This is a genomic window from Acinetobacter legionensis, from assembly GCF_048552295.1.
Lineage (GTDB): Bacteria > Pseudomonadota > Gammaproteobacteria > Pseudomonadales > Moraxellaceae > Acinetobacter.
Map to the genome: position 1 here is coordinate 1 of NZ_JBIMCW010000025.1, position 20,626 is coordinate 20,626.

General features: G+C 40.7%; 18 protein-coding genes and 1 pseudogene. 4 read left to right on the forward strand and 15 right to left on the reverse strand.

Going from position 1 to position 20,626, the window contains the following annotated elements:
- The 3 genes and pseudogenes from ACG916_RS16840 to ACG916_RS16850 form a co-directional block, all read left to right on the forward strand.
- A pseudogene (locus tag ACG916_RS16840) lies at nt 1–257 on the forward strand (acetyl-CoA C-acyltransferase); the annotation flags it as partial.
- 10 nt (nt 258–267) lie between these two features.
- Nucleotides 268–1,065, forward strand: coding sequence for a 3-oxoadipate enol-lactonase (pcaD, locus tag ACG916_RS16845; protein WP_419328749.1), 798 nt, complete (start codon nt 268–270; stop codon nt 1,063–1,065).
- Nucleotides 1,066–1,339: 274 nt separating this feature from the next.
- Nucleotides 1,340–3,829: a penicillin acylase family protein gene (locus ACG916_RS16850; protein ID WP_419328751.1), complete on the forward strand. Its 2,490-nt coding sequence runs from the start codon at nt 1,340–1,342 to the stop codon at nt 3,827–3,829.
- Between the two features lie 68 nt (nt 3,830–3,897).
- Here ACG916_RS16850 and ACG916_RS16855 read toward each other — a convergent pair whose 3' ends face one another.
- The 12 genes from ACG916_RS16855 to ACG916_RS16910 form a co-directional block, all read right to left on the reverse strand.
- A complete protein-coding gene (locus ACG916_RS16855) occupies nt 3,898–4,827 on the reverse strand; it encodes a SphA family protein (RefSeq protein ID WP_224965225.1) in 930 nt (309 codons plus the stop codon).
- A 103-nt stretch (nt 4,828–4,930) separates the two neighbouring features.
- The gene (locus ACG916_RS16860; RefSeq protein WP_224965224.1) at nt 4,931–6,421 is read right to left on the reverse strand and encodes an aldehyde dehydrogenase family protein; all 1,491 of its coding nucleotides are present in this window, start codon (nt 6,419–6,421) and stop codon (nt 4,931–4,933) included.
- Between the two features lie 66 nt (nt 6,422–6,487).
- Nucleotides 6,488–8,089 (reverse strand): GMC family oxidoreductase, encoded by a 1,602-nt coding sequence (locus ACG916_RS16865; protein WP_336954168.1) that lies wholly within the window; start codon nt 8,087–8,089, stop codon nt 6,488–6,490.
- A gap of 126 nt (nt 8,090–8,215) precedes the next feature.
- Nucleotides 8,216–9,124, reverse strand: a complete 909-nt coding sequence (feaR, locus tag ACG916_RS16870; protein WP_419330655.1) for a transcriptional regulator FeaR — start codon at nt 9,122–9,124, stop codon at nt 8,216–8,218.
- A 136-nt stretch (nt 9,125–9,260) separates the two neighbouring features.
- Nucleotides 9,261–10,220, reverse strand: coding sequence for a p-hydroxyphenylacetate 3-hydroxylase reductase component (locus tag ACG916_RS16875; protein WP_390883196.1), 960 nt, complete (start codon nt 10,218–10,220; stop codon nt 9,261–9,263).
- A 65-nt stretch (nt 10,221–10,285) separates the two neighbouring features.
- Entirely contained in the window at nt 10,286–11,239 is a 954-nt protein-coding gene (locus ACG916_RS16880; protein ID WP_004721592.1) for a PDR/VanB family oxidoreductase, read from the reverse strand.
- A gap of 34 nt (nt 11,240–11,273) precedes the next feature.
- Entirely contained in the window at nt 11,274–12,011 is a 738-nt protein-coding gene (locus ACG916_RS16885) for an SDR family NAD(P)-dependent oxidoreductase (protein ID WP_419328753.1), read from the reverse strand.
- Between the two features lie 11 nt (nt 12,012–12,022).
- A complete protein-coding gene (locus ACG916_RS16890; protein ID WP_004721595.1) occupies nt 12,023–12,508 on the reverse strand; it encodes an aromatic-ring-hydroxylating dioxygenase subunit beta in 486 nt (161 codons plus the stop codon).
- A gap of 10 nt (nt 12,509–12,518) precedes the next feature.
- Complete coding sequence (locus ACG916_RS16895) at nt 12,519–13,796, reverse strand: aromatic ring-hydroxylating oxygenase subunit alpha (RefSeq protein ID WP_419328754.1); 1,278 nt, start codon at nt 13,794–13,796, stop codon at nt 12,519–12,521.
- 30 nt (nt 13,797–13,826) lie between these two features.
- Nucleotides 13,827–14,354, reverse strand: coding sequence for a nuclear transport factor 2 family protein (locus ACG916_RS16900; protein WP_419328756.1), 528 nt, complete (start codon nt 14,352–14,354; stop codon nt 13,827–13,829).
- Nucleotides 14,355–14,397: 43 nt separating this feature from the next.
- Complete coding sequence (locus ACG916_RS16905; protein ID WP_419328757.1) at nt 14,398–15,564, reverse strand: acyl-CoA dehydrogenase family protein; 1,167 nt, start codon at nt 15,562–15,564, stop codon at nt 14,398–14,400.
- Between the two features lie 18 nt (nt 15,565–15,582).
- Entirely contained in the window at nt 15,583–16,695 is a 1,113-nt protein-coding gene (locus tag ACG916_RS16910) for an amidase (RefSeq protein WP_419328759.1), read from the reverse strand.
- 147 nt (nt 16,696–16,842) lie between these two features.
- On the opposite strand from ACG916_RS16910, the gene ACG916_RS16915 reads away from it, so the two are divergent.
- Nucleotides 16,843–17,310 carry a MarR family winged helix-turn-helix transcriptional regulator gene (locus tag ACG916_RS16915; protein WP_419328761.1) on the forward strand — a complete coding sequence of 156 codons (468 nt, stop codon included), beginning with the start codon at nt 16,843–16,845 and terminating at the stop codon, nt 17,308–17,310.
- A gap of 54 nt (nt 17,311–17,364) precedes the next feature.
- On the opposite strand, the gene ACG916_RS16920 is transcribed toward ACG916_RS16915, so the two are convergent.
- From ACG916_RS16920 to ACG916_RS16930, 3 genes are all read right to left on the reverse strand, one after another.
- Nucleotides 17,365–18,360 (reverse strand): 3-hydroxybutyryl-CoA dehydrogenase, encoded by a 996-nt coding sequence (locus tag ACG916_RS16920; protein WP_419328763.1) that lies wholly within the window; start codon nt 18,358–18,360, stop codon nt 17,365–17,367.
- A gap of 1 nt (nt 18,361) precedes the next feature.
- Entirely contained in the window at nt 18,362–19,468 is a 1,107-nt protein-coding gene (locus ACG916_RS16925; protein WP_419328808.1) for an NAD/NADP-dependent octopine/nopaline dehydrogenase family protein, read from the reverse strand.
- An 83-nt stretch (nt 19,469–19,551) separates the two neighbouring features.
- Nucleotides 19,552–20,553, reverse strand: coding sequence for an AraC family transcriptional regulator (locus ACG916_RS16930; protein ID WP_419328765.1), 1,002 nt, complete (start codon nt 20,551–20,553; stop codon nt 19,552–19,554).
- Nucleotides 20,554–20,626 lie beyond the last annotated feature (73 nt).

A 20,626-nucleotide genomic window follows, 5' to 3' on the forward strand; every position in this document is an offset into this window, starting at 1 on the left:
TTGAGCTAAATGAAGCCTTTGCTGCCCAAGCTTTGGCTGTCACCCGTGATTTAGGTTTGGCAGATGATGATGCACGTGTCAATCCTAATGGTGGGGCAATTGCCTTAGGTCATCCTTTGGGCGCATCAGGTGCCAGATTGGTGACCACTGCCTTAAATCAACTTGAACAGATCAAGGGGCAATATGCCCTATGTTCAATGTGTATCGGTGTCGGGCAAGGGATTGCACTCATTATTCAACGTGTTGATCAAAATTAAGGAACGAGCAATGCCAACTTTTCAATCAGCGGATGCACAGATTAATTATCAAAGTTTTGGAAACCCTAATTCCCCTGCACTGGTCTTTTCAAATTCCTTAGGGACCAACTATGGCATGTGGCAAAAGCAGTTCAATTATTTTAAAGAACGTTTTTTTGTCATTTGCTATGACACCCGTGGACATGGTTCTTCATCTGCGCCACAAGATCCTTATACCTTGCCCCAATTGGCTGAAGATGTGATTCGATTACTGGATCATTTAAATATTGAAAAAGCCAGTTTCTGTGGCATTTCTATGGGGGGGTTAACAGGTCAATGGTTAGCCATCCATTATCCACAACGATTTAATGCTGTTGTTATCAGTAATACCGCAGCAAAAATTGGACAAGAACAAGCATGGCTAGATCGTGCCCAACTTGTCCGAGAACAAGGTTTAACCAGCATCGCAGCAACCGCTGCATCACGTTGGTTTACAGATCCCTTTATTCAAAGTCATCCTGCAATTGTCAATAATCTGTGTAACGACTTAAGTGCTGGCAGCGCAATAGGTTATGCTAATTGTTGTGAGGCTTTGGCTAAAGCGGATGTCCGCAATCAACTCAAAGATATCACGATTCCAGTTTTGGTCATTGCAGGAACGCAAGACCCTGTAACTACAGTTGCAGATGGGCAATTTATGCAACAGCACATTCCGCAATCCCAACTTGTGGAAATTCAAGCATCGCATATTTCAAATATTGAATGTCCTGAAGCATTCAATGCTGCACTTGAAAAATTTCTCTCTGAAATTCTTACGACTGAGCTTTGACACTTAATTTTTGACGCAGCATAAAGGGATAGAACATATCCCTTTATTTTTTGGCATTTCATCAAGACTTGAGAAAGCATATTTAAAATAAAATGATGAGATAAAATTAAGTCTATTTATTTAAAAGTATAAATATATACCCACAAAGTAATAGAAAATTACATATAAAAATAACAATCATTTTATTTAATCAGGACCTGCATATCGATAAATCTACTGTTTTTAGAAAACATCTAAAAGCATTTATTTCCCAACACTCTATTTCTCAACAATAATGAAAAGGATATTTCAATTGAAAAAAAGCCCCTCAAATAATCAACTGAGCGATAAACACCACTTAATCAAATTAGGTGTTTTAAGTTGTTTATTGCTTGCAGGATGTAGTTCATCCTCTCGTTTAGAATCAAACCCAGTGCAAAAACAGGTCACGATTCAACGTGACAATTTTGGCACACCGCATGTCTATGCCAAGGATACTTATGGTCTTTTTTATGGCTATGCTTATGCAGTCGCAACTGATCGTTTATTTCAAATGGAAATGTCAAAACGTACAGGTTTAGGCACTGTTGCTGAAGTTCTCGGCCCTGATTATCTACAATATGATATTGCAACCCATAGTCGTTTTAATCCTGAACAGATTAAACAACAAATTGCCCGACTTTCTCCTGAAGATCGTGCCATTTTCGATGGCTATGCCGCTGGTTTTAATAAGCGTGTCCAAGAGGTCTTAGCCAATCCGGAGCTGTTGCCTAAAGAATTTATTGATTATGACTTTAAACCATCGACATGGCAGCCAGAAGATATCGCAATGGTCTGGGTGGGCTTAATTCTCAATCGCTTTTTTTCAGCCAGTTCAGAAGTCTCAAATTTAGATTTACTGACTCAACTACAAAAAGAAAAAGGTCCAGAAACAGGATTAAAAGTTTATCAGCAATTACGTTGGTTAGATGATCCGAGTGCTCCTACAATTATTCAATCTAAAGCAAAACCACAAGTTTTAGCACGTCAACAACACATGTTAAAAGGTATAGCCCCTATCTCAGACCAAGCAGCCAAAAACTATTTAGCTCAAGCGCGTATTGCATTGGGTAAAAGTGTGGTTGATGGCGTCCCTACAGCCAGTAATGCTTGGGTGGTCAAAGGAGATAAAACGGTAGAAGGCCAAACGGTTTTATATAATGGCCCTCAACAAGGCTGGTACACGCCTGCCATTACTTATGCGGTTGGGTTACATGGTGCGGGCTATAATCTCACAGGGATTACCCCTGTCGGTCTACCTGCAATTCTATTTGGAACCAATGGAAAAATTGCTTGGGGTTCAACTGTCGGTTCGCTTGATACCAATGACGTCTATCAACTCAGCTTAAATCCGAGTAATTCAAAACAGTACCGCTATCAAGGCAGTTATATTCCCTTTGAACATCAACAGATCAAAATTAAAGTCCGTAATCAACCAGACCATGTTTTAGATGTGTATCAAAGTAAACAAGGCTTTGTCAGCACATGGGATGAAAAAAATCATACCGCCTATGCACAAAAACGTAGCTGGGAAGGTGTAGAGATTGAAACATTACTGGGCTGGGCCAATGCAGCAAAAGCGAGCAACTGGCAAGAATTCCTAGATCAAGCCAAACGTGTCGCGGCTTCGATTACGTGGTTTTATGCCGATACCCAAAATAATATTGGTGTCGCTGCATTGGGTCGTTTACCGATCCGCCCTGAAAACCAGCATATTCAACTGCCTGCTCAAGGTGATGGCTCAATGGAATGGCAGGGTTTCTATGATTTCTCACATAATCCCAAAGCCTATAACCCTGAAAAAGGCTATATTAGCAGTTGGAACAATAAAGCTTATGCGGATTTACGTTCCGATTCCTCCAACTTCTCTCATGTTGACCGTGTCAATGAACTGATTGAACCCCTAGAAAGTAAAGCAAAATTAAGCCAACAAGACATTTGGGATATCAATAAAATGGGCGCTTGGTCGGATCTGAATGCGCGTTATTTTATTCCCTATATGGTCAAAGCTGCGCAAAGCCCGAACGCATCACCTTTAGCAAAGAAAATCGCACCGATATTGGCGAGTTGGGACTTCAAACTTCGTCCTGACAGTGAGGCTAAATTCTATCAAGGCGCAGCACCTGTCATTATGCGTACATGGCTCAATCAAATGATTGAATTGGTGCTTAAACCAAATTTATCTGAAAATATTTATGCGCGTTACACAGATACCCTTTACCCAGTAAATAATGACCCACGGAGTACACAACCTGCGAATGCATCTAAACTGATCTGGAATGCGCTGCAAGGCAAACAAGCCAGTGTTGCTCAAACCGTTGATTTCTTAAAAGGACAATCAGCAGATGATGTGGTGTTAACTGCCTTGGAAAACACCTTAATTCAGCTTTCAAAACAATATCATTCAGATCAACCCAATGATTGGAAAATTCCTGTTGCCACAATGGGATTCTCCAACAAAAACTCAGTGGGTATTCCATGGGCTGATCAGGCGCATCAACAACAGCTGAGCACCTATGGGAATACAGGGAGTGCAACCTTTAGAGTGGTACTCAATCCCAATCAAGTCAGCATGTGTTCAATTCTTGCACCTGGTCAAAGTGGATTTATTCATCGCAATGGAAAGACCGATACACACTTTGCCGATCAGCTCCCATTATTTGAAAACTATCAATGTAAGGATGATGCAGTAAGCCAAAAGCAAATTGATCAAGCAACACAACAAAGTATGACTTTAACCTATTAATTTTTAATCGAAACAGCCCAATATATAGATATATTGGGCTGTTTCGATTTTAAAGCTTATCAAATCCATCATTTTTGAAAATGATGTACATACCGAAAAATCATACTGGTCCCTTGTGGTCGATTTTCTGCATCTTGTTCAAAATAAGCATTTGCAACAAGATGGTCATGGGGAGAAAAACTATACATCGCCCCTGGACCGATCGCCCATACCTGTTCACGTCGTCCTTTGACATTTTCACCATCCACCTGTGTATCTGTGATTTGATTGAGCCAATATCCATTTATTCCTAACCGAAGCTGTGGTGTGACTGCATAACTACTTTCAAAGTTGGCATGTAACGCTTGCCCAGCCTGTATGTCTTCAGCATTCCCAAAACTATAATTTGGATCATTATTCTTAAAGTTATAAAGATAGTGTAAGCGTGTCGAAAGTGTCCATTTGGGATTCAGCCAATAGGTTGCAGCCCAGTATGGATCAAGTGACACTGCATTGGCACCAGGGTTTATATCCTTATTATGATCATATTCACCTGTAGGTAAATTGATTTGAAATTCAAAACGATGGGAAAACTTAGGCCCGTCTTGCCCCATCACTGGATCAAATTGGATAAAAGGGCCGATAATAATGTCGCCCAGTCCCCTATTTGCTTTAATAGCTTGATTATTGAGGCCATCATCCACATCTACATGTGCCAGCACAGGAATCACCATATTTAAGCCAAGATTACCACTACCCAATTTGATATCTGACATATAACTGATTTGCTGAACAATCGATTGATAATCAATCTCTGACTGAGGGAGTGCGATTTTGTTGCCATGTGTATCGCGAATACTATCCGCGCGATAATTCTGAAAATAGGTTTGTGCATACCAACCACTACCTGCTGGAACTGCACCGTCTACAAAACTCGATAGACCTAAATTCACAGTTGGCAGATCACTGGCAAAACTTGTATGCGTAATAAAAATCAGACCCAGTATTTTCTTATTCATCTTCAATATCCTTATTGTTGAGGCAAAATCCTCCTACAGGTAGCAATTGATGCTGCTACCTTTTTCTAACTGGATTTGCCAGTTTAAATAATATTGTGCATTTTTAATAACGGATCATCACTGACTTTAATTCAGTGTAATCCTCAATAAATGCGTCTGAAAATTCACGACCCAGACCAGACGCTTTGACACCACCAAAAGGAACGGCAGGATCAAGGAATGTGTGCATATTCACCCAGACTGAGCCTGCTTCAATTTGCGGAATGAGTCGCAAAGCTTTCGCCAAATCATTGGTCCATATACTTGCAGTTAAACCAAAACGAGAATGATTCATCATTGAAATTAACTCTTCATCACTTTCAAAAGCAATCACATCCACCACAGGTCCAAATGTTTCCTCAATAAATAATGGATCGTCAATACCCCGCACTGTTAATAAAGTTGGCTCTACAAAATAGCCTGTTCCTGCAATGACTTTACCACCACAAATGATTTGATTATTTTGATAAGCAAGATCCAGATAATGTTTAACCTTCTCAAAATGTGGCTTATTTGAAAGTGGACCAAACATAGAGGATTCATCCAGTGGTGAACCTATTTTAAATTGTTGAAGAGCTCCGGCTGCTTTTTGAATAAACTCTTCATATTTAGAGCAATGCACAAAAAAACGTTCTGGTGCTGCACACACTTGACCTTGATGGACAAAACTGGCTTGTAACAGTGTTGGTAAAATTTCATCGATTTGAGTATCCGCTAAAATCGCAGCTGCATTTTTTCCGCCTAGTTCTAAGCTGACACGGGTTAAATCGTTATGCATCGCTTGTTTACCAATCGCAATTCCTGTGGGTACAGAACCTGTAAACGAGACTTTTTTAATCTTTTTAGAGTCAATTAAATATTGGCCAGTTTCTCCTGTGCCTGTGACAATATTAATCACACCTGCGGGGATGCCTGCTTCTATTGCAAGCTCGGCTAAACGTAATAATGAAAGTGTTGTGAACTCACTAGGTTTAAGCACGATTGTACAACCCGTTGTCAATGCCGAACCAATCTTCCAACATCCGATCATCAAGGAAAAATTCCACGGCACGATTCCTGCCACAACCCCAACAGGTTGACGCACTGTATAAGCTGTATATTTTTCACCATTGGCTGAGGGAATAGAAGGTTGCATGGTTTGACCATGAATCTTGGTGGCCCAACCAGCAAAATATCTTAAAAACACGACAGTCTGAGCAACTTCTAAGTGTCGAGAAAGATTAATCAACTTGCCTGTAGTCAAAGTTTCTAGTTGTGCTAATTCCTCCGCATGCTGTTCAACCAGATCAGCAAGCTTATTCAGCTTTTGCCCACGCTCATAAGGTGATGTATTGGCCCAAGCATGTAGAAAAGCATCTTGCGCACTGTTTACAGCGGCCTCAACATCTAGTTTAGTCCCAATCGCAATACTTGAAACAGGCTGTTCCGTTGCTGGGTTAACCAGCTCAATTCGAGTACGCGTATCATCGACTTCAATATGTTGTCCATGAATAAAATGACCGTGTTGACGTTGCAAAAAAGTTTGGACACTCGCTAAAATTTGTACTTGGTTCATCTTGTTATCCTGTGTTCTATATAGAAATCTTGGCAATTTAGGTTCAGCAATCTCTATGAGATTCAATTATGCATTTAGAATAAAGTCAGCACCGCGCTCACCAATCATGATGGCAATGGCGTTGGTATTTCCACTTGGTACTTGTGGGCAAATGGAACAGTCAATCACGCGTAAATTTTGAAAACCATACACTTTAAGGGTTTGGTCAGTAACGGAGTCTTGTGAAGAATTGCCCATTTTACAGCTGCCTGCTGGATGGTAGACCGTTTTAATATTTTGACGCATCCACAGATCAATCGCAGCAATGTCATCGGGATCGATATTTGCTGGTTCAATAATATCTTTGACTATAGATTTTAATGCAGGCTGTTGTAGTAAACGCAGCCCTGCCTGAACCGCGCGAATATTGGCATCAATATCTTCTTGATGACCTAAATAGTTTGGATCAATGATCGGCAAAGCATTTGGGTCTTTACTGCTTAAACGTAAACTGCCTCGTGCTTTGGGTTGTACATGTCCAACCTTAATGGTGAGACCATGTTCTTGTGCCACTGCTTTTTCACCTGGCGTATTATCAAAATTATCCAGTACTGGCAAGAAATGGAACTGTACATCAGGTCGGCCATGGTTATTGGTATCAATAAAGCCACCGCCTTCTAAAATATTAGACGTTAATAAACCAGAACGGGTAAAGCGCCATTGTAAAAAGTGCCGTAGTGCTTTTAAACCTTGATCTTCCCCAAGCAAGCTATTCTTGGTTTTAACAGTTGCATTCACTGACATATGTAAATGATCATGAAAATTCTCACCCACAGGTAAGTCTTGAATACATTCAATGCCCAGTTCATTTAAATGCTGTTTTGGACCAATACCTGAGAGTAATAAAACTTTTGGACTACCAATTGCACCAGCACTGACAATAATTTCTTTGCTTGCGTGCACAGTAACAGTGGGTTTTCCAGCAATGCTATAGGTTACACCTGTCGCCCGACCAGCATGTGTTTCGATTTTATGAACCAGTGCATCGGTCACCACAGTAATATCTGCAAGATGTTCAACCGCTTTTAAATAGGTCTTTGCAGTGCTGGCTCTTTCACCATGCAGGGTTGTGGTTTGATAAAAGCCGACACCCGCTTGATCCCATCCATTGAGATCATTGACATATTTCATCCCCATTTGCTGACCTGCTTGAATACAGGCAAGTGTTAAAGGATGACGATAACGATTTTCACTGACAGGCAAAATACCCTCTTGTCCGTGATACTCATCCGCAAGGCTTTCATTTTTTTCAGCTTTTTTAAAAAATGGAAGCACATTTTGATAAGACCACTTGTTGCAGCCCCATTCAGATGCCCATAGATCATAATCCTGACGTTGTCCACGACAGTACACCATGCCATTGACAGAGCTCCCTCCGCCAAGGACTTTTCCTTGTGCAAGAATCATTTCACGATGATTACAATGTTTTTGTGGAACCGTCATATACGGCCATGATTTTTGTTGAAATACTTTGATCACTGTTGCTGGGATCGTATGGAACATACTATTGTCCTTCGTCCCCGCCTCTAAAACCAGCACTCGTCCTGCGTTTGCTTGTAATAATCGTGCTGCGACCACACAGCCTGCCGACCCTGCCCCAATAATAATATAGTCATATTCTGCTTGCATCATGCTTGCCTACTCATCCAATTCCTTGAATAAGATTTCACCATGATTATAGCGGATGTTCTTGTTTAAACGTGACTCACTTTATGCAAAATTGTGACATTGACAGTAGATCTAAAAATTCATCGACTACACTTTTAAGCGATATTGTTTCGGTGAAAGCCCGATCATCTTACGGAACAATTTTGAGAAATGAGCACTGTCACCAAATCCCCACTTCAAAGCAATTTCAGTAATCGACAGACTTTTATTTTTGCCATCTTTTAATTCATACTGAATTTTTTCGATACGATGCATTTGAATAAACTTGTGTACAGATTGCTGTTGATGTTCAAATAATCGGTGTAAATGCCGAAGTGAAATCCCTAAGTGATTTGCGATCATTTGTGCATTTAAACTTTGCTGATTGAGATGCTCAAAAATAAATCGCTCTGCTTTTATTTTGAGATGACTGGAAATTTCAATATTTTTATAGTTAATTGTCGGTTTGATTAAAGCAATCAAGGCATCTTCAAAAGCATTGCCATCCTCTTTTGCATACCAAAGTTCAATATTTTCAGATGATAGATTTTGCAACATACCTTTCAGCAAATGCCCACTCATATTGGAAGTGTTTAATTTGCCAAAATGATCAACTGTAATGCCTTGCTTGAATAATTTCTCACGCGATAAATGCACTGAAACATGACTAAATAAACCTTGTGGATACATATCAATCGTTTCATCAGGATCAAGTAAGGTAATCTCTCCTTCATTTAAATCAATATTTTGCTGTTTATAAACAATCCGCATCTTGCCTGTGTACTGAATTACCAAAAAACAGAAACGATCTTTCACTCGATCAGGCATACCACTTTTTCTGCAAATATGACTGGCATTACTTTTTATAAAAGCAACCTCTGTCTCACCCAATAGGAAGAACTTTACTTCACCAATAAATAAATTATTTTGTTTATCAAAGGTCGTTTCAAAATCACCACAAACCTTTTGGATAGATTGCTTCCACTGCACAATTTCATTTTCTTTAGCTTGATTCATATCCATTCCCCTTGGACAGATCGATTCAATAATTTGAGTAGCTTTGCTTTGTTTTTTCCAACACCGTTAAAAATTCTATCTCAATCAATCCAAATAACCGACAAATTCATCTAGATATTTGTCGGTTAGTTGATGTTTATACAATCCCCGCAATATCCTTTAAAATTTTAATAAAAATTTCCTTTTCATTTTCAGGATATTTTTCAAAAACTTCATTTTGATGGCTATCGGCAATATCAAACAGATAATGTGCGGTTTTCTTGCCCTTTTCCGTTAACTTAAAAAAACCTTCCGTTTCAATCAATAAACCATCTTTTTTTAAGATAAGCGCAGCTTGTTCGATCTCACGCATCGGCATGGCAATATCACGTGGTAAATCTGCTTTATTGGATGCGGTACCACTGCCTAACACCAATAATAATCTTGCTTCACTGGTGCGAAATCCAGTGATTAACTGCTTCGGAATATAATCGGTCTGATAAAATTTAAACGCCCGACTCATTAAATAACAGACATTACTATATAAATGCCCTTGGTGTAATTCGCCTAAGTCTTCTGCTTCTACAGTATCTTTAAGCTGTAATAATGGATGAGGAATCACACCTGAATACGCACCTTGGTGATACACCAACGGACTACGCCCTTGATCATGAAACTTAACGACTTTGCCAATAATAATCCAGTGATCACCACCTTCAATAATTTCATGTCGTTCACATTCAAACACTGCTGAACAATGGTCTAGAACTGGTGATTGACCTGCACCAACCTGATAACTTGTACCTTCATACTTATCGATATTGCGACGGGAAAATTTATTGGATAACTCAATTTGAGAACCCGATAAAATATTTACCGCAAAATGCGTAGCTTGCTCAAATACAGAAAAACTCGATGATTTTTTATCGATACTCCATAAAATGAGTGGTGGGTCTAAAGACACTGAATTAAAACTATTTGCAGTGACTCCAACCTTCTCACCTTGCTCATTTTGTGCCGTCACAATGGTCACACCTGTAGCAAAATTACCCAATGCCCGTCTAAATTGCATTGGATCTATTTTGATTTCATCCATTGATTTTAATGAATTCATTATTCTCTCCTGAATCTTTTATCCTATTTAGCTCGGTATCTGAAATTGCTTAGTCCTGTTAAAAGCAATTAAATATCCAGTACCAATCGTGCTGACTTTGCACGGGAACAGCACACCAGTATTTGTTCATTACTGGCTTTTTCTTCATCAGTAAAATACACATCGCGATGATCAGGCTCACCTTCGATCACATCGCACATACAGGTTCCGCAGACGCCCTGTTCGCAAGACATTTCAATCTCAATCCCTTCACGTGCCAGTGCTTGCAGAATGGTTTCTTCGGCATTGACCATGATGATCTTGCCACTACGCTCAGCAACAACTTCAAATGCATCACCGTTGGTTTCAACCTCAACCTGAAAATATTCCTTATGAATCTGTTGCTCAGGAAAATTTTGTGTCAAAGCCAAATTAATCACCCAATCCATAAATCCATTGGGACCACAGGTATAGATATGGCTTGCTTTGTCTATGTCCTGAATGGCAGATTGAAAAAACTCACGATGGCTGGCCCCTTCCGATTTAAAATGAAAGGTGGTAAATGGCGCCAATACACTATTTCTAATTTCATCAACAAAGGCACATTGCTCTGGGCTTGCCCCGCAATAATGCAGTTCAAAAGATGCATTTTCTTGTACCAATTGATAGGCCATGGTGATCAAAGGGGTAATTCCAATCCCCCCACCCACCAGTACAGCATGTTTGGCTTTGACTAATGGAAACAGGTTTTTGGGTTCACTGACCTGTATTTGCATACCATCTTTTAAATCATCAAAAGCCGATACTGAACCACCACGCGATTCTGGATCACGTAAAATCCCCAGTCTGAATATGCCAACATCCTTTGGGTTTTGGCATAGTGAGTACTGACGCACCATACCATTGGGTAAGTGCACATCAATATGCGCACCTGCTTCAATTTTTGGTAATGTGGCAGAATTTGCAGATTCAAACTCCATGACTGCAACATTCCCACCTTCTACATGACGGTTTCTGACAACCACGTTATAGAGTGTAGCCATGATTTATCTCCCTTTTATGCATCTCGCTCAAGGCTTAACGCATAAATAATCCACCGTTAATATCCCACGTCGCCCCAGTGACAAATGCAGCGCTTGGGCTTGCCAACAAGGCACAGGTTTCAGCAATAAATTCCATACTACCTAATGCTTTGACTGGGATATTTTGAATAAATTGCTCCATTTTTTCGTCAGATACCACACTGTGTACAATCGGTGATTCCATTGGCCCAGGTGCTATGGCGTTTACAGTCACGCCTTTAGCAGCAAACTCTTTGGCAAAGATTTTGGTCAAAGTCACAATTGCACCTTTAGTTGCAGCGTAGTGTGCTCCTGTTGCAGTACCTCCATTTTGCCCTGCCAATGAAGCCATATTGACGATACGACCATAGCCTTGATCAGCCATATATTTGCCAATAATCTGACACGCCTGAAAGGTTCCCCGCTGATTCACTTGGGTGATCCAGTCAAAGTCAGCTGCAGTAATCTCTAAAACTGGGGTTGCCTTGGTGACCGTCGCATTATTAATCAACACATCTAATTTGCTGAATTTTTGTTGAATCCACTGCACTGCGGCATGAAAATCTTGCTCAACTGAAATATCCAGTTTTAACGCAAACATATTCTCTGCATTAGGACTACGTGCTTTGGCATTTTCAGCCTTTTCTAAGCTGCTGGCAGAGACAATCACTTGATGCCCCTGTGCTGCAAAATATTCGGCGATCACATTCCCTAAACCAGATGCTGCGCCCGTGACTAAAACAACCTGTTTCATTTTTTGCGCTCCTAGAGGATGTAACTGATACCCGCCAAAGTATCGGTCGAGTTGACTAAGTTGATAATTTTACGATTGATCTTAAAGCCTTGTTCTGGATCACGAACCAAATGAAAAATCACATCTGCGGTGTAATGTTTTAAGCTTTCCTTACGGAATTCACGGAGGTTTTGTGCACAGCGTAAAATGATTTCACCATCCTCATCTTTTACGACACGGATACGTGACACGCTACGGACGGTATTGGCTTTGGGTGCAGTCGAAATCGCTTCACCATTTTCCAAACGTTCGACCCGTAATGTACGCATATGATTGTTGTCATAGGCATAGTTCAAATTGTTTTCATAATCCTTCAGCGTCGGATCAATCGGAATGATATACACGCCTTTTTCATTCCAGAGATTGAGCCATTCACGGTATTCACTGTGATCTAACATGTCAGCTTCAGCCCAAACAAAAGCAGTCACTTCATTTAATAATTGCAAATTCATGTTCATGCTACTCTCCTTAAGCCGTCATCATCTTTTTCCACTGCTGATAAGCAGCGCGCATTCCAGTTTCTGCACTGACATCGCTTTTTAAGCCATCCTCAGTTTTTACTTCGCCGGGTAAACCACGGTTCAACATGATCCATAAATCCTGACCAGCATTGGCACCATGTTGCACACGTTCCCACGCTTCTGAGTCATCAGGCGTACCGAAACCAAATGGACCTTGGAAATGTTCATGTAGACGTAAGCGATATTGATTGGCAATCTGTGGACCACCATCCATCGTGATCACGGAATGATGAATTTCAGTTTCATTGACTGAAATCGGTTGCATAACACGGAAGAAGGCCATTGAACAGGCAATGTTCGGGAACAGGTTTAAGTTAAAACCAGAGCCCCCCACAGCGCGTACAATACGGCGTACTTCAAGTTCTTCATGCCCTTCATCACGTAACGCTTGTGCAAGCTCTTCAAAACGTTCCTGAATTGGGCGTTCCATCAACTCTTCATCTAAATCCACCAGCTCAGGAATCATCACCATGACACTGTGACCATTGCCTAAGTCTTCAACATAGCCAGGTTGATTTTCAAAATTAAATAACTCTTCAGTCTTCTCATCGACTGAACTTAAGAACGACTTATGTACCAAGGGGAAATGATAAGCATCGGTGGTATTTTCCAGTTGGATTTTCCAGTTGCCTGGGAAACGGAAACGATGTTCACCCAATACTTTAATTGGATAACCTGCGCCTTGTTTCATAAACAAATCAATCCATTTTTTCGCAGCGCCCAAGAAATCCGCTAAAGGCTCAATATCATCTTTGAAGGTGGCGAAAATCATACCGTTGTATTCTTCAACACGTAGGCTAATCAATGGAAACTCTGATTTATCCAGACACTCACCATAACTTTCAGGCGAAGGTACACCACGTAATGAACCATCCAGTGCATAGCTCCATCCGTGATATGGGCAAACAAAACTGTTGGTTTTGCCTTTTTTATGTTCACATACCGTTGCTGCACGATGGCGGCAACGATTGAGCAATACATGGACTTTTTTCTTACGGTCACGTACAACGACCACAGGTTGCTTACCAATATTAATAGTTTTATAGCTACCACCATCTGGAATTTCGCTGGCATGTGCCACCCAAACCCAAGTGCTGTAATAAATCTTTTCCATTTCATCATCAAAGACACGCGCATCTTTATATAAAGAGGTATGTGCACGATCACTTTGAACTAACTCACTGTAATCAATGTTAATATTCTGCATTGGAATAATACTGTTCATATCCATTATCCTTTTCAATTTATCCATAACTTATTGCTGAGACGGTACTGGCAATATCGCTGTACTGTTCCAGTGAGACACGGGGCGACTAAAAATATTTTCAGTCTGAAAATGTTTGATCTTCCATAGACCATCGGTTTGCTGTTTAAATTTCACACTGAGTTTTGCGGCATTTAAATGGCTATCTCCATTGAGAAAGGTCGAGGTTTGCAACATCAACCAGCTTGCATTGGCCTGATCGCCTGCAATATAAATTTGTTCTGAACTGACAAAATGCGCATTCATCACAAAATGTGATTCGGTTTGGATATAGCTTTTAAACATGTCAAAAATGGCTTGCCATGAAGCATAGCGACCAAAAGATTGCGCATATTTCTCACCAATTCCTTCCCAAATACTGTCCTGATCAAATAAATCCATTAATTCATTGAGGTCAGTCTTGGCATTTAATCCATCACAAATTTCCATATAACGATGAATACAATTACGTATCGCGTTTTGCGCTTCGAGCTGCTCTAAGCGTTGTAAGATAGCGGTCAAATCCATCTGGCTATTCATGTCATATTCATCCTTGGACATCTCGTGATTATTTAAATTCGGCTTATAAATAACCTGGTGCTGGCTGCATACCAAAGCTCACCAAAGCGGCATTTTGTAAAGTGGCATCGCCCATAAAGGCATGCTGAGTCACCACATTGGTATCATTCACAAAACGGCTAAATGGGTTATGGGTATAAATTGCAGTCATGCCCGCCAGCATTTGAATTTTGCGCGTTACGCGTGCGCAAACTCGAGCAACATGGGTACAAGACAAACGCATCTCACTGATCTGTTCTGGCGTTGGCGTACCACCTGCAATAATTTCATTCCAAACGATTTGCATAGTGTCGTAGAACCAAACACGTGCTGCTTTAAACTCAGCTTCGACTTGGGCAAATTCATATTGAGTGACTGGGCGACTGGCAATTTCAGCACCACCTGTAATGGATGATTTCCCTGGCGCTAACTTTTGGAATTCTTCCAACGCTGCTGCTGCAACACCGATCCCGACCACAGTTAACACCTGTGTTGCCAATGACAGTGATGGATATTTAAAAAATGGTTCCGAAAGTTTAGACGGTTCACCGCGAATAAAGGTCCAGTCATTGTTAACAAAAACATTATCCACAAGTAGATCATGACTGCCTGTTCCCTTTAAGCCGACCGTATCCCAAGTCATTTCGATTTTCGCTTGTTTTGCAGGGATAATTGCTAAGCGTGGGAGACCTTGTGTGGTGTTGTTGACCTGTGGACTAATCCCCACCCCAATAATATCTGCCCCCATACAACCACTTGAAAATTTCCATCGACCTTTTACCACCACACCATCAGCTCTTAAATCTGCGGGTTGCGGTGGAAAAATACCTGCTGCAAATACAATATCTGGGCTCTCTTTATATAATTCTTCAAGTGTTGCTTCAGGCAGGCTACCCAAATAAGCAGGGCTCATCCCAAAACTCGCAACCCATCCCACAGACCCATCCGCTTTAGACAGACGCTCAATCAATTCACAAAATTGTTGAGGTGACCATTCATTGCCACCAAAACGTTTTGGTACCAATGCACGATAAACACCAATCTGTTTCAACTTATCGATAATGTCTTGACTCACATACGCTTGGTTATCGAACTCGCCTGTACAAGCACGTTCTCGAATCTCCTGACAGAGTGCTTCTAATTCCGTTATTGTTGTGTCCATTACAAATTCCTTTGTCGATAAATTATTCATTACCCAACTCCTTGTCATTTATTGCGCTGCATCCACGATATATTTCGCAATTGCACAGACCAGCTCATCCGAATTTCGTTTCGCCACAATTTGTAAACCCACTGGTTGCCCTTCACTGGTTTTGAGCGGTATTGAAATTGCAGGATGTCCAGATAAATTGAATGGACGCACCAATGAAGTTAAGTTCAACAGTGCGACCATATGTTCTGCATCGATTAATTTGGGTGGGATTTGCGGAAGGGTTGGCAGTAACACAGCATCATATTTTTCTAATAAGCCATCAATTTCATTGATAAATTGTGCTTTGACCGCTTCCGCCTCTTTTACTTGTTGCACAGTGGTTTGCGCAGATTTAAGCAAGCGAGCATGGATATCGTCACCCAATAAACCAGTTTTGGTTAACTCGCCATACGCCTGCCAATTTTCATAATTAATGATCTGCATCCCTGCATCATAAGCAGGTTCAAACCATTCAGATTTCACTGGTGTAGCTGACAGATTCGCCTGAGCAAGAAAATGCTGAATACAGTTCAATACCGTTGGATTTGCATTTACCTCAAGCCAAGCCAGTTTTGGTGCATGCGCTAATTTTTCCAAAGTATGAAAGCTTGGATCAATTATCTGCATCGCGGTTTCAATCATTGCAACCGAAGCTGCAAATGGTCCCACGCAATCCAGCGAACTCATGGCTGGATGTATCCCTTGACGACTGACGCGATTGAATGTCGGCTTAAAACCATACACGCCACAACATGCCGCTGGCATACGAATTGAACCACCAGTATCGGTACCTAAAGTAAAATCAGCCAGACCTGCGGCTACGGCAGCAGCAGACCCACTCGATGAACCACCTGGAATTAGATCAGGATATTGAGGATTGATTGCAGTGCCAAAAACAGGATTGATCCCGGTAATTCCAAAAGCCAGCTCATGCAGATTGGTTTTTGCAGTAATTTGGCAATCCTCTGCCAAAATACGCTCTACCACTTCTGCATTTTTTGTTGCAGAAGGCTTATCCATCAAGGCTTTGCTCCCGATCATGGTTTTAAGACCTTGAATATCAATAGAATCTTTCACCATGACTTTTAAAGCACCGTGTCCTATTTGTACGTCTTGTACAACAATATTCATTCACTTTTCCATGTATTTTTGTACTTAATACCAATATCGGAAAAAGTAATGTAATTGTCAAGATATTTTTATCAGAAAGAGCAAAGATTTTTTCTTTAATTTTTGTATAATGATGAATATTCATCTTTATAAAGTTATCACTTTGCTATGCTTACTCATTTAGAACAATTTCTACCTAATAATGAACCTAGCAGCTTACAAAGCTATCCTTTCTTTTGGATTTCTCAAGTGAATGGTAAATATACACAACTTATTGAAAAATCAATAAAAAAATTAGGTATCGACAATACACGTCGTAAAATCATTTTAAGTACCAATGCTTTGCAACAAGCCAGTATTACCGAAATTGCCAACCTCTCTACCCTTAAATTGACCACAGCAACTAAAGCCATTTATCGCTTGGTTGAAGATGATATTGTGCAGGTTTTTTCGTCAGAGTCTGATGAACGTATTTCGATGGTCAAGCTCACAGAAAAAGGCAAAGAACTGGTAGAGCAGATCAATCAAATCAGCCAAGTGACTTTATCTGGGATTTTAAATGCCTTTGAAGATGAAGAATTGCATCAGTTAAATGCACAGTTGAAAAAGCTATTCAATTTGATGCCATCAAGCTAAAAGCTGTAAATAAACGCCCATTCGCTGAATGCAATGGGCGAATTGTTCGGTTCATCACGTTGCGGACTGTAAAATATTGAACGATGGTTTTAAATTACTTTTTTCAATTCGATCTGAAAAGGTGCGTAAGACATCTTGTTTATATTGATGAATATCCACATCCGCATAATTATAAAAGCCCTGCTTTTCACGAAGGCCATTACGCTGCTGCCGCATATTTTCCGCAATAATTTCAGGTGTACAAAAACGCTCACCCAGCTCTTTTTGCAAATATTGCGAGGCATAATATAAAATATCGCCACCGCCCCAATCAATAAACTCCAATAAGCCTAAAACAGAAAAACGCAAACCAAAACCAGTACGAATAGCAATATCAATATCTTCTGCCGAAGCGACTCCATCTTCAACCATACGTGCCGCTTCATTCATTGCCAAGGCCTGAATCCTTGGCACGATATAGCCCGCCTTGGCATTACAAACCACAGGTACCTTACCAATCGCCTGTAGAAATTGCTTAAGCTGAGTCAACACCTCATTTGAGGTCTGGTCAGAACGGCTTAACTCCACCAAAGGCATGAGATAAGCAGGATTTAGCCAATGTGCATTGACTACTCGCTCAGGATGCGAAATCATTTGCGCAATATCCGTCACTAAAAATGTGGAGGTGGTCGAAGCCACAATACACTGCTGTGAAAGATATTGATCCAGCCAAGCAAAAATTTCTTGTTTGGCTTGTTTTACTTCTGGTACAGCCTCAAGGATCAACGCACAGCTTGGCAATATGCCTGTAGCAGCTTGTTTAGATAAAATCGCAATCTTATCCAAAACAAAAACTTGCTGCTCCGCTTGAATAAACTGAATTTTCTCAAGCAACTGTAACTCTTGCTGTAAATCAGCACGAATTTGAGTTTGATATTGTTCAAATTCAGCTTCACTACGTTGTTTTGCATCAATCAAATCAACGTTTAGTCCTGCATAGGCAAATGCAATCGCAATGGCTTTGCCCATACGTCCAGCGCCAAGCACCGCAATTTTTTCGATCATCTGCATTTTAGACACCTTGTTGCAAAATCGCTTGCAGTTCTGCTGGGCTTTTATCCGCAAGACCTAAACGCTCAAAAGTACGCCCTTGTTGATATAAATCCTTACCCGTGACCGCTGACGCGATATTCAACAATCCTTCAGCAACAGGGGTTGCAACACCTGCCCAACGTCCCACAGAAACTAAAAAAGATAATCCTAAACGAGTGTCTTCTAACATATAGCGATGTGAATCTAAGTCGATATCCTCACGCCAGTCACCGCTGTCGGTTAATTTTCCATGTGCCCCACGTCCATACATCCATTCATCACCCTCACCTTCATGATTATAATGATCCGCCAAAGGAAAATGTGGTGCTGTATATCCCAATGCTTCACGCAGTTGCATTCGTTCCGCATCGAGTTGATTGGTGACACGACGAATTGAGGGTTGAGTACCTTCGTTATGAATATCCCACGCTTCAAAATGTTCAAGTGGACCTGCATTCATCAAAATCAGAGGTGGATGAATAATCGGTCCAGCATTCATCAATGCACCACTTAAGCTGTCTTCAACGGGTTCAACGCTAGGATATGCCTGCTTAAGCACTTGAAATGCATGTTGTGACAATACGCTTGGAAACACGCCTGTGGGTAACCGGGTCGCATAACCACTAATCACAATTTGATTCACCCCATGTTTACGCACCAGATAAGGCAAAGTTCCCGTTTCTGCAAATGCCACTTGCGCAGTGTTGCCTGCTTGTTGCATCGCCTTGGCAAAGATAAAACTACCAAATGTCGCTGGTGGTAAGTACACCACTTGCCCTGCTTTAAAAAATGGCGCTGCTTGATGGGCTAAATCATCATGTGTGGTCGCAGGTAATGGAATAATAATCAACTCGGCATGTTCAATGGCGCTTTGCAAATCATCAGACAAATTAATCTGACTCTTTTCAAAACCCACCGTCACAGTACGATCACCCTGATAATCCTTAATCTTTAATTGCCCAGTGGCAGCAAGTTGTTGTAAAGCATCTGAATCACGGCGCCATAACAGCACCTCATGCCCTTTTTCAGCCATTTCTGCCGCAGCTGCATAACATCCATGGCCGCCACCTAAAACTGTAATTTTCATCATTGCTCTTCCTGATTTATTTCAATTCATCATAGAAGCGCAATAACCTGCTGGCTTATCCAAACACGCAACACGTGTTCGGGTTACGAAAGCATTGTACTCATTTGAACAGGACTCATTTTTAAAGTTTTAGAGGGCAAACACCCATAGCGTTTTTTATACAGCGTAGAAAAATGCCCTAAACTTTGGAAGCCATGACGCAGCACAATATCCGTCACTGTTTCATTGGTTTGTGCATGTTGTAAAGCCAAATGTACCCGTTCAAGTCGCTGATCACGGATATACTCGACTGGGGTTTGTTGTAAATACTGACTAAAGCCTTTTTGCAATGTGCGGATCGACACCTCACAACACTGGCTTAAATCCGCTAATGAAATCGGTTGTTCTAAATGATTCTGAATATATTTTTGTGCTTTTTTTAGATAGCCGGGCAAAATATGCTGTCTTTGCAAATTAAGCTGGTCACTATAGTTATTTGGAATCTTTAATAAAATCAGTTCAATTAAATACTGGGTAAAACTTGCTGAGATAAAGCTCCAATTTTGAATATGATAATAGGCATGGCACAAATAATTGAGGGTTTCAATAATCGAGTCTATGCCTTCCTCGGTACAGGACAGACTCATATCAAAGATAACCAGTTCATGACTGGTATGCCCCAACATTTTAAACAATTGGGTTTCTACATCATGTTGAGCAAGTTTTAAAATAATATTTCGGCAATGCTGATTGGTCTGGATTTGCTGTTGAGTATGTGGATGCGTAATTGACATAATCCCGACTGACTGTAGCACCTGTTGGTCTTCTATACCGACTTTACATTGGCCTTCCAGTGTCAATCGAAATAAATAAAAATCAGAAACCTCATCAATGGTGATTATCACAGGAGCACTGTATTTAAGATCGTACAAGGCACAATTTCCAAAGCGAAAACCATTTAAACGGGTATTTAGCGGTTCACGCACTTCCACCTCAAAACGATGAGGGCTTAAATAATAACTGACCTGATCTTTAATGGTTTGATAATCATCCGATTTAAACAATAGCAGTTCATCCAGATAATCTAATTTGAAAAACTGTTCCATTCTTTCACTTCCTGATTATGGATTGACCAAACAAGTCACGAAGCCCATTACAAAGAATGGGCGTTGTGACTGA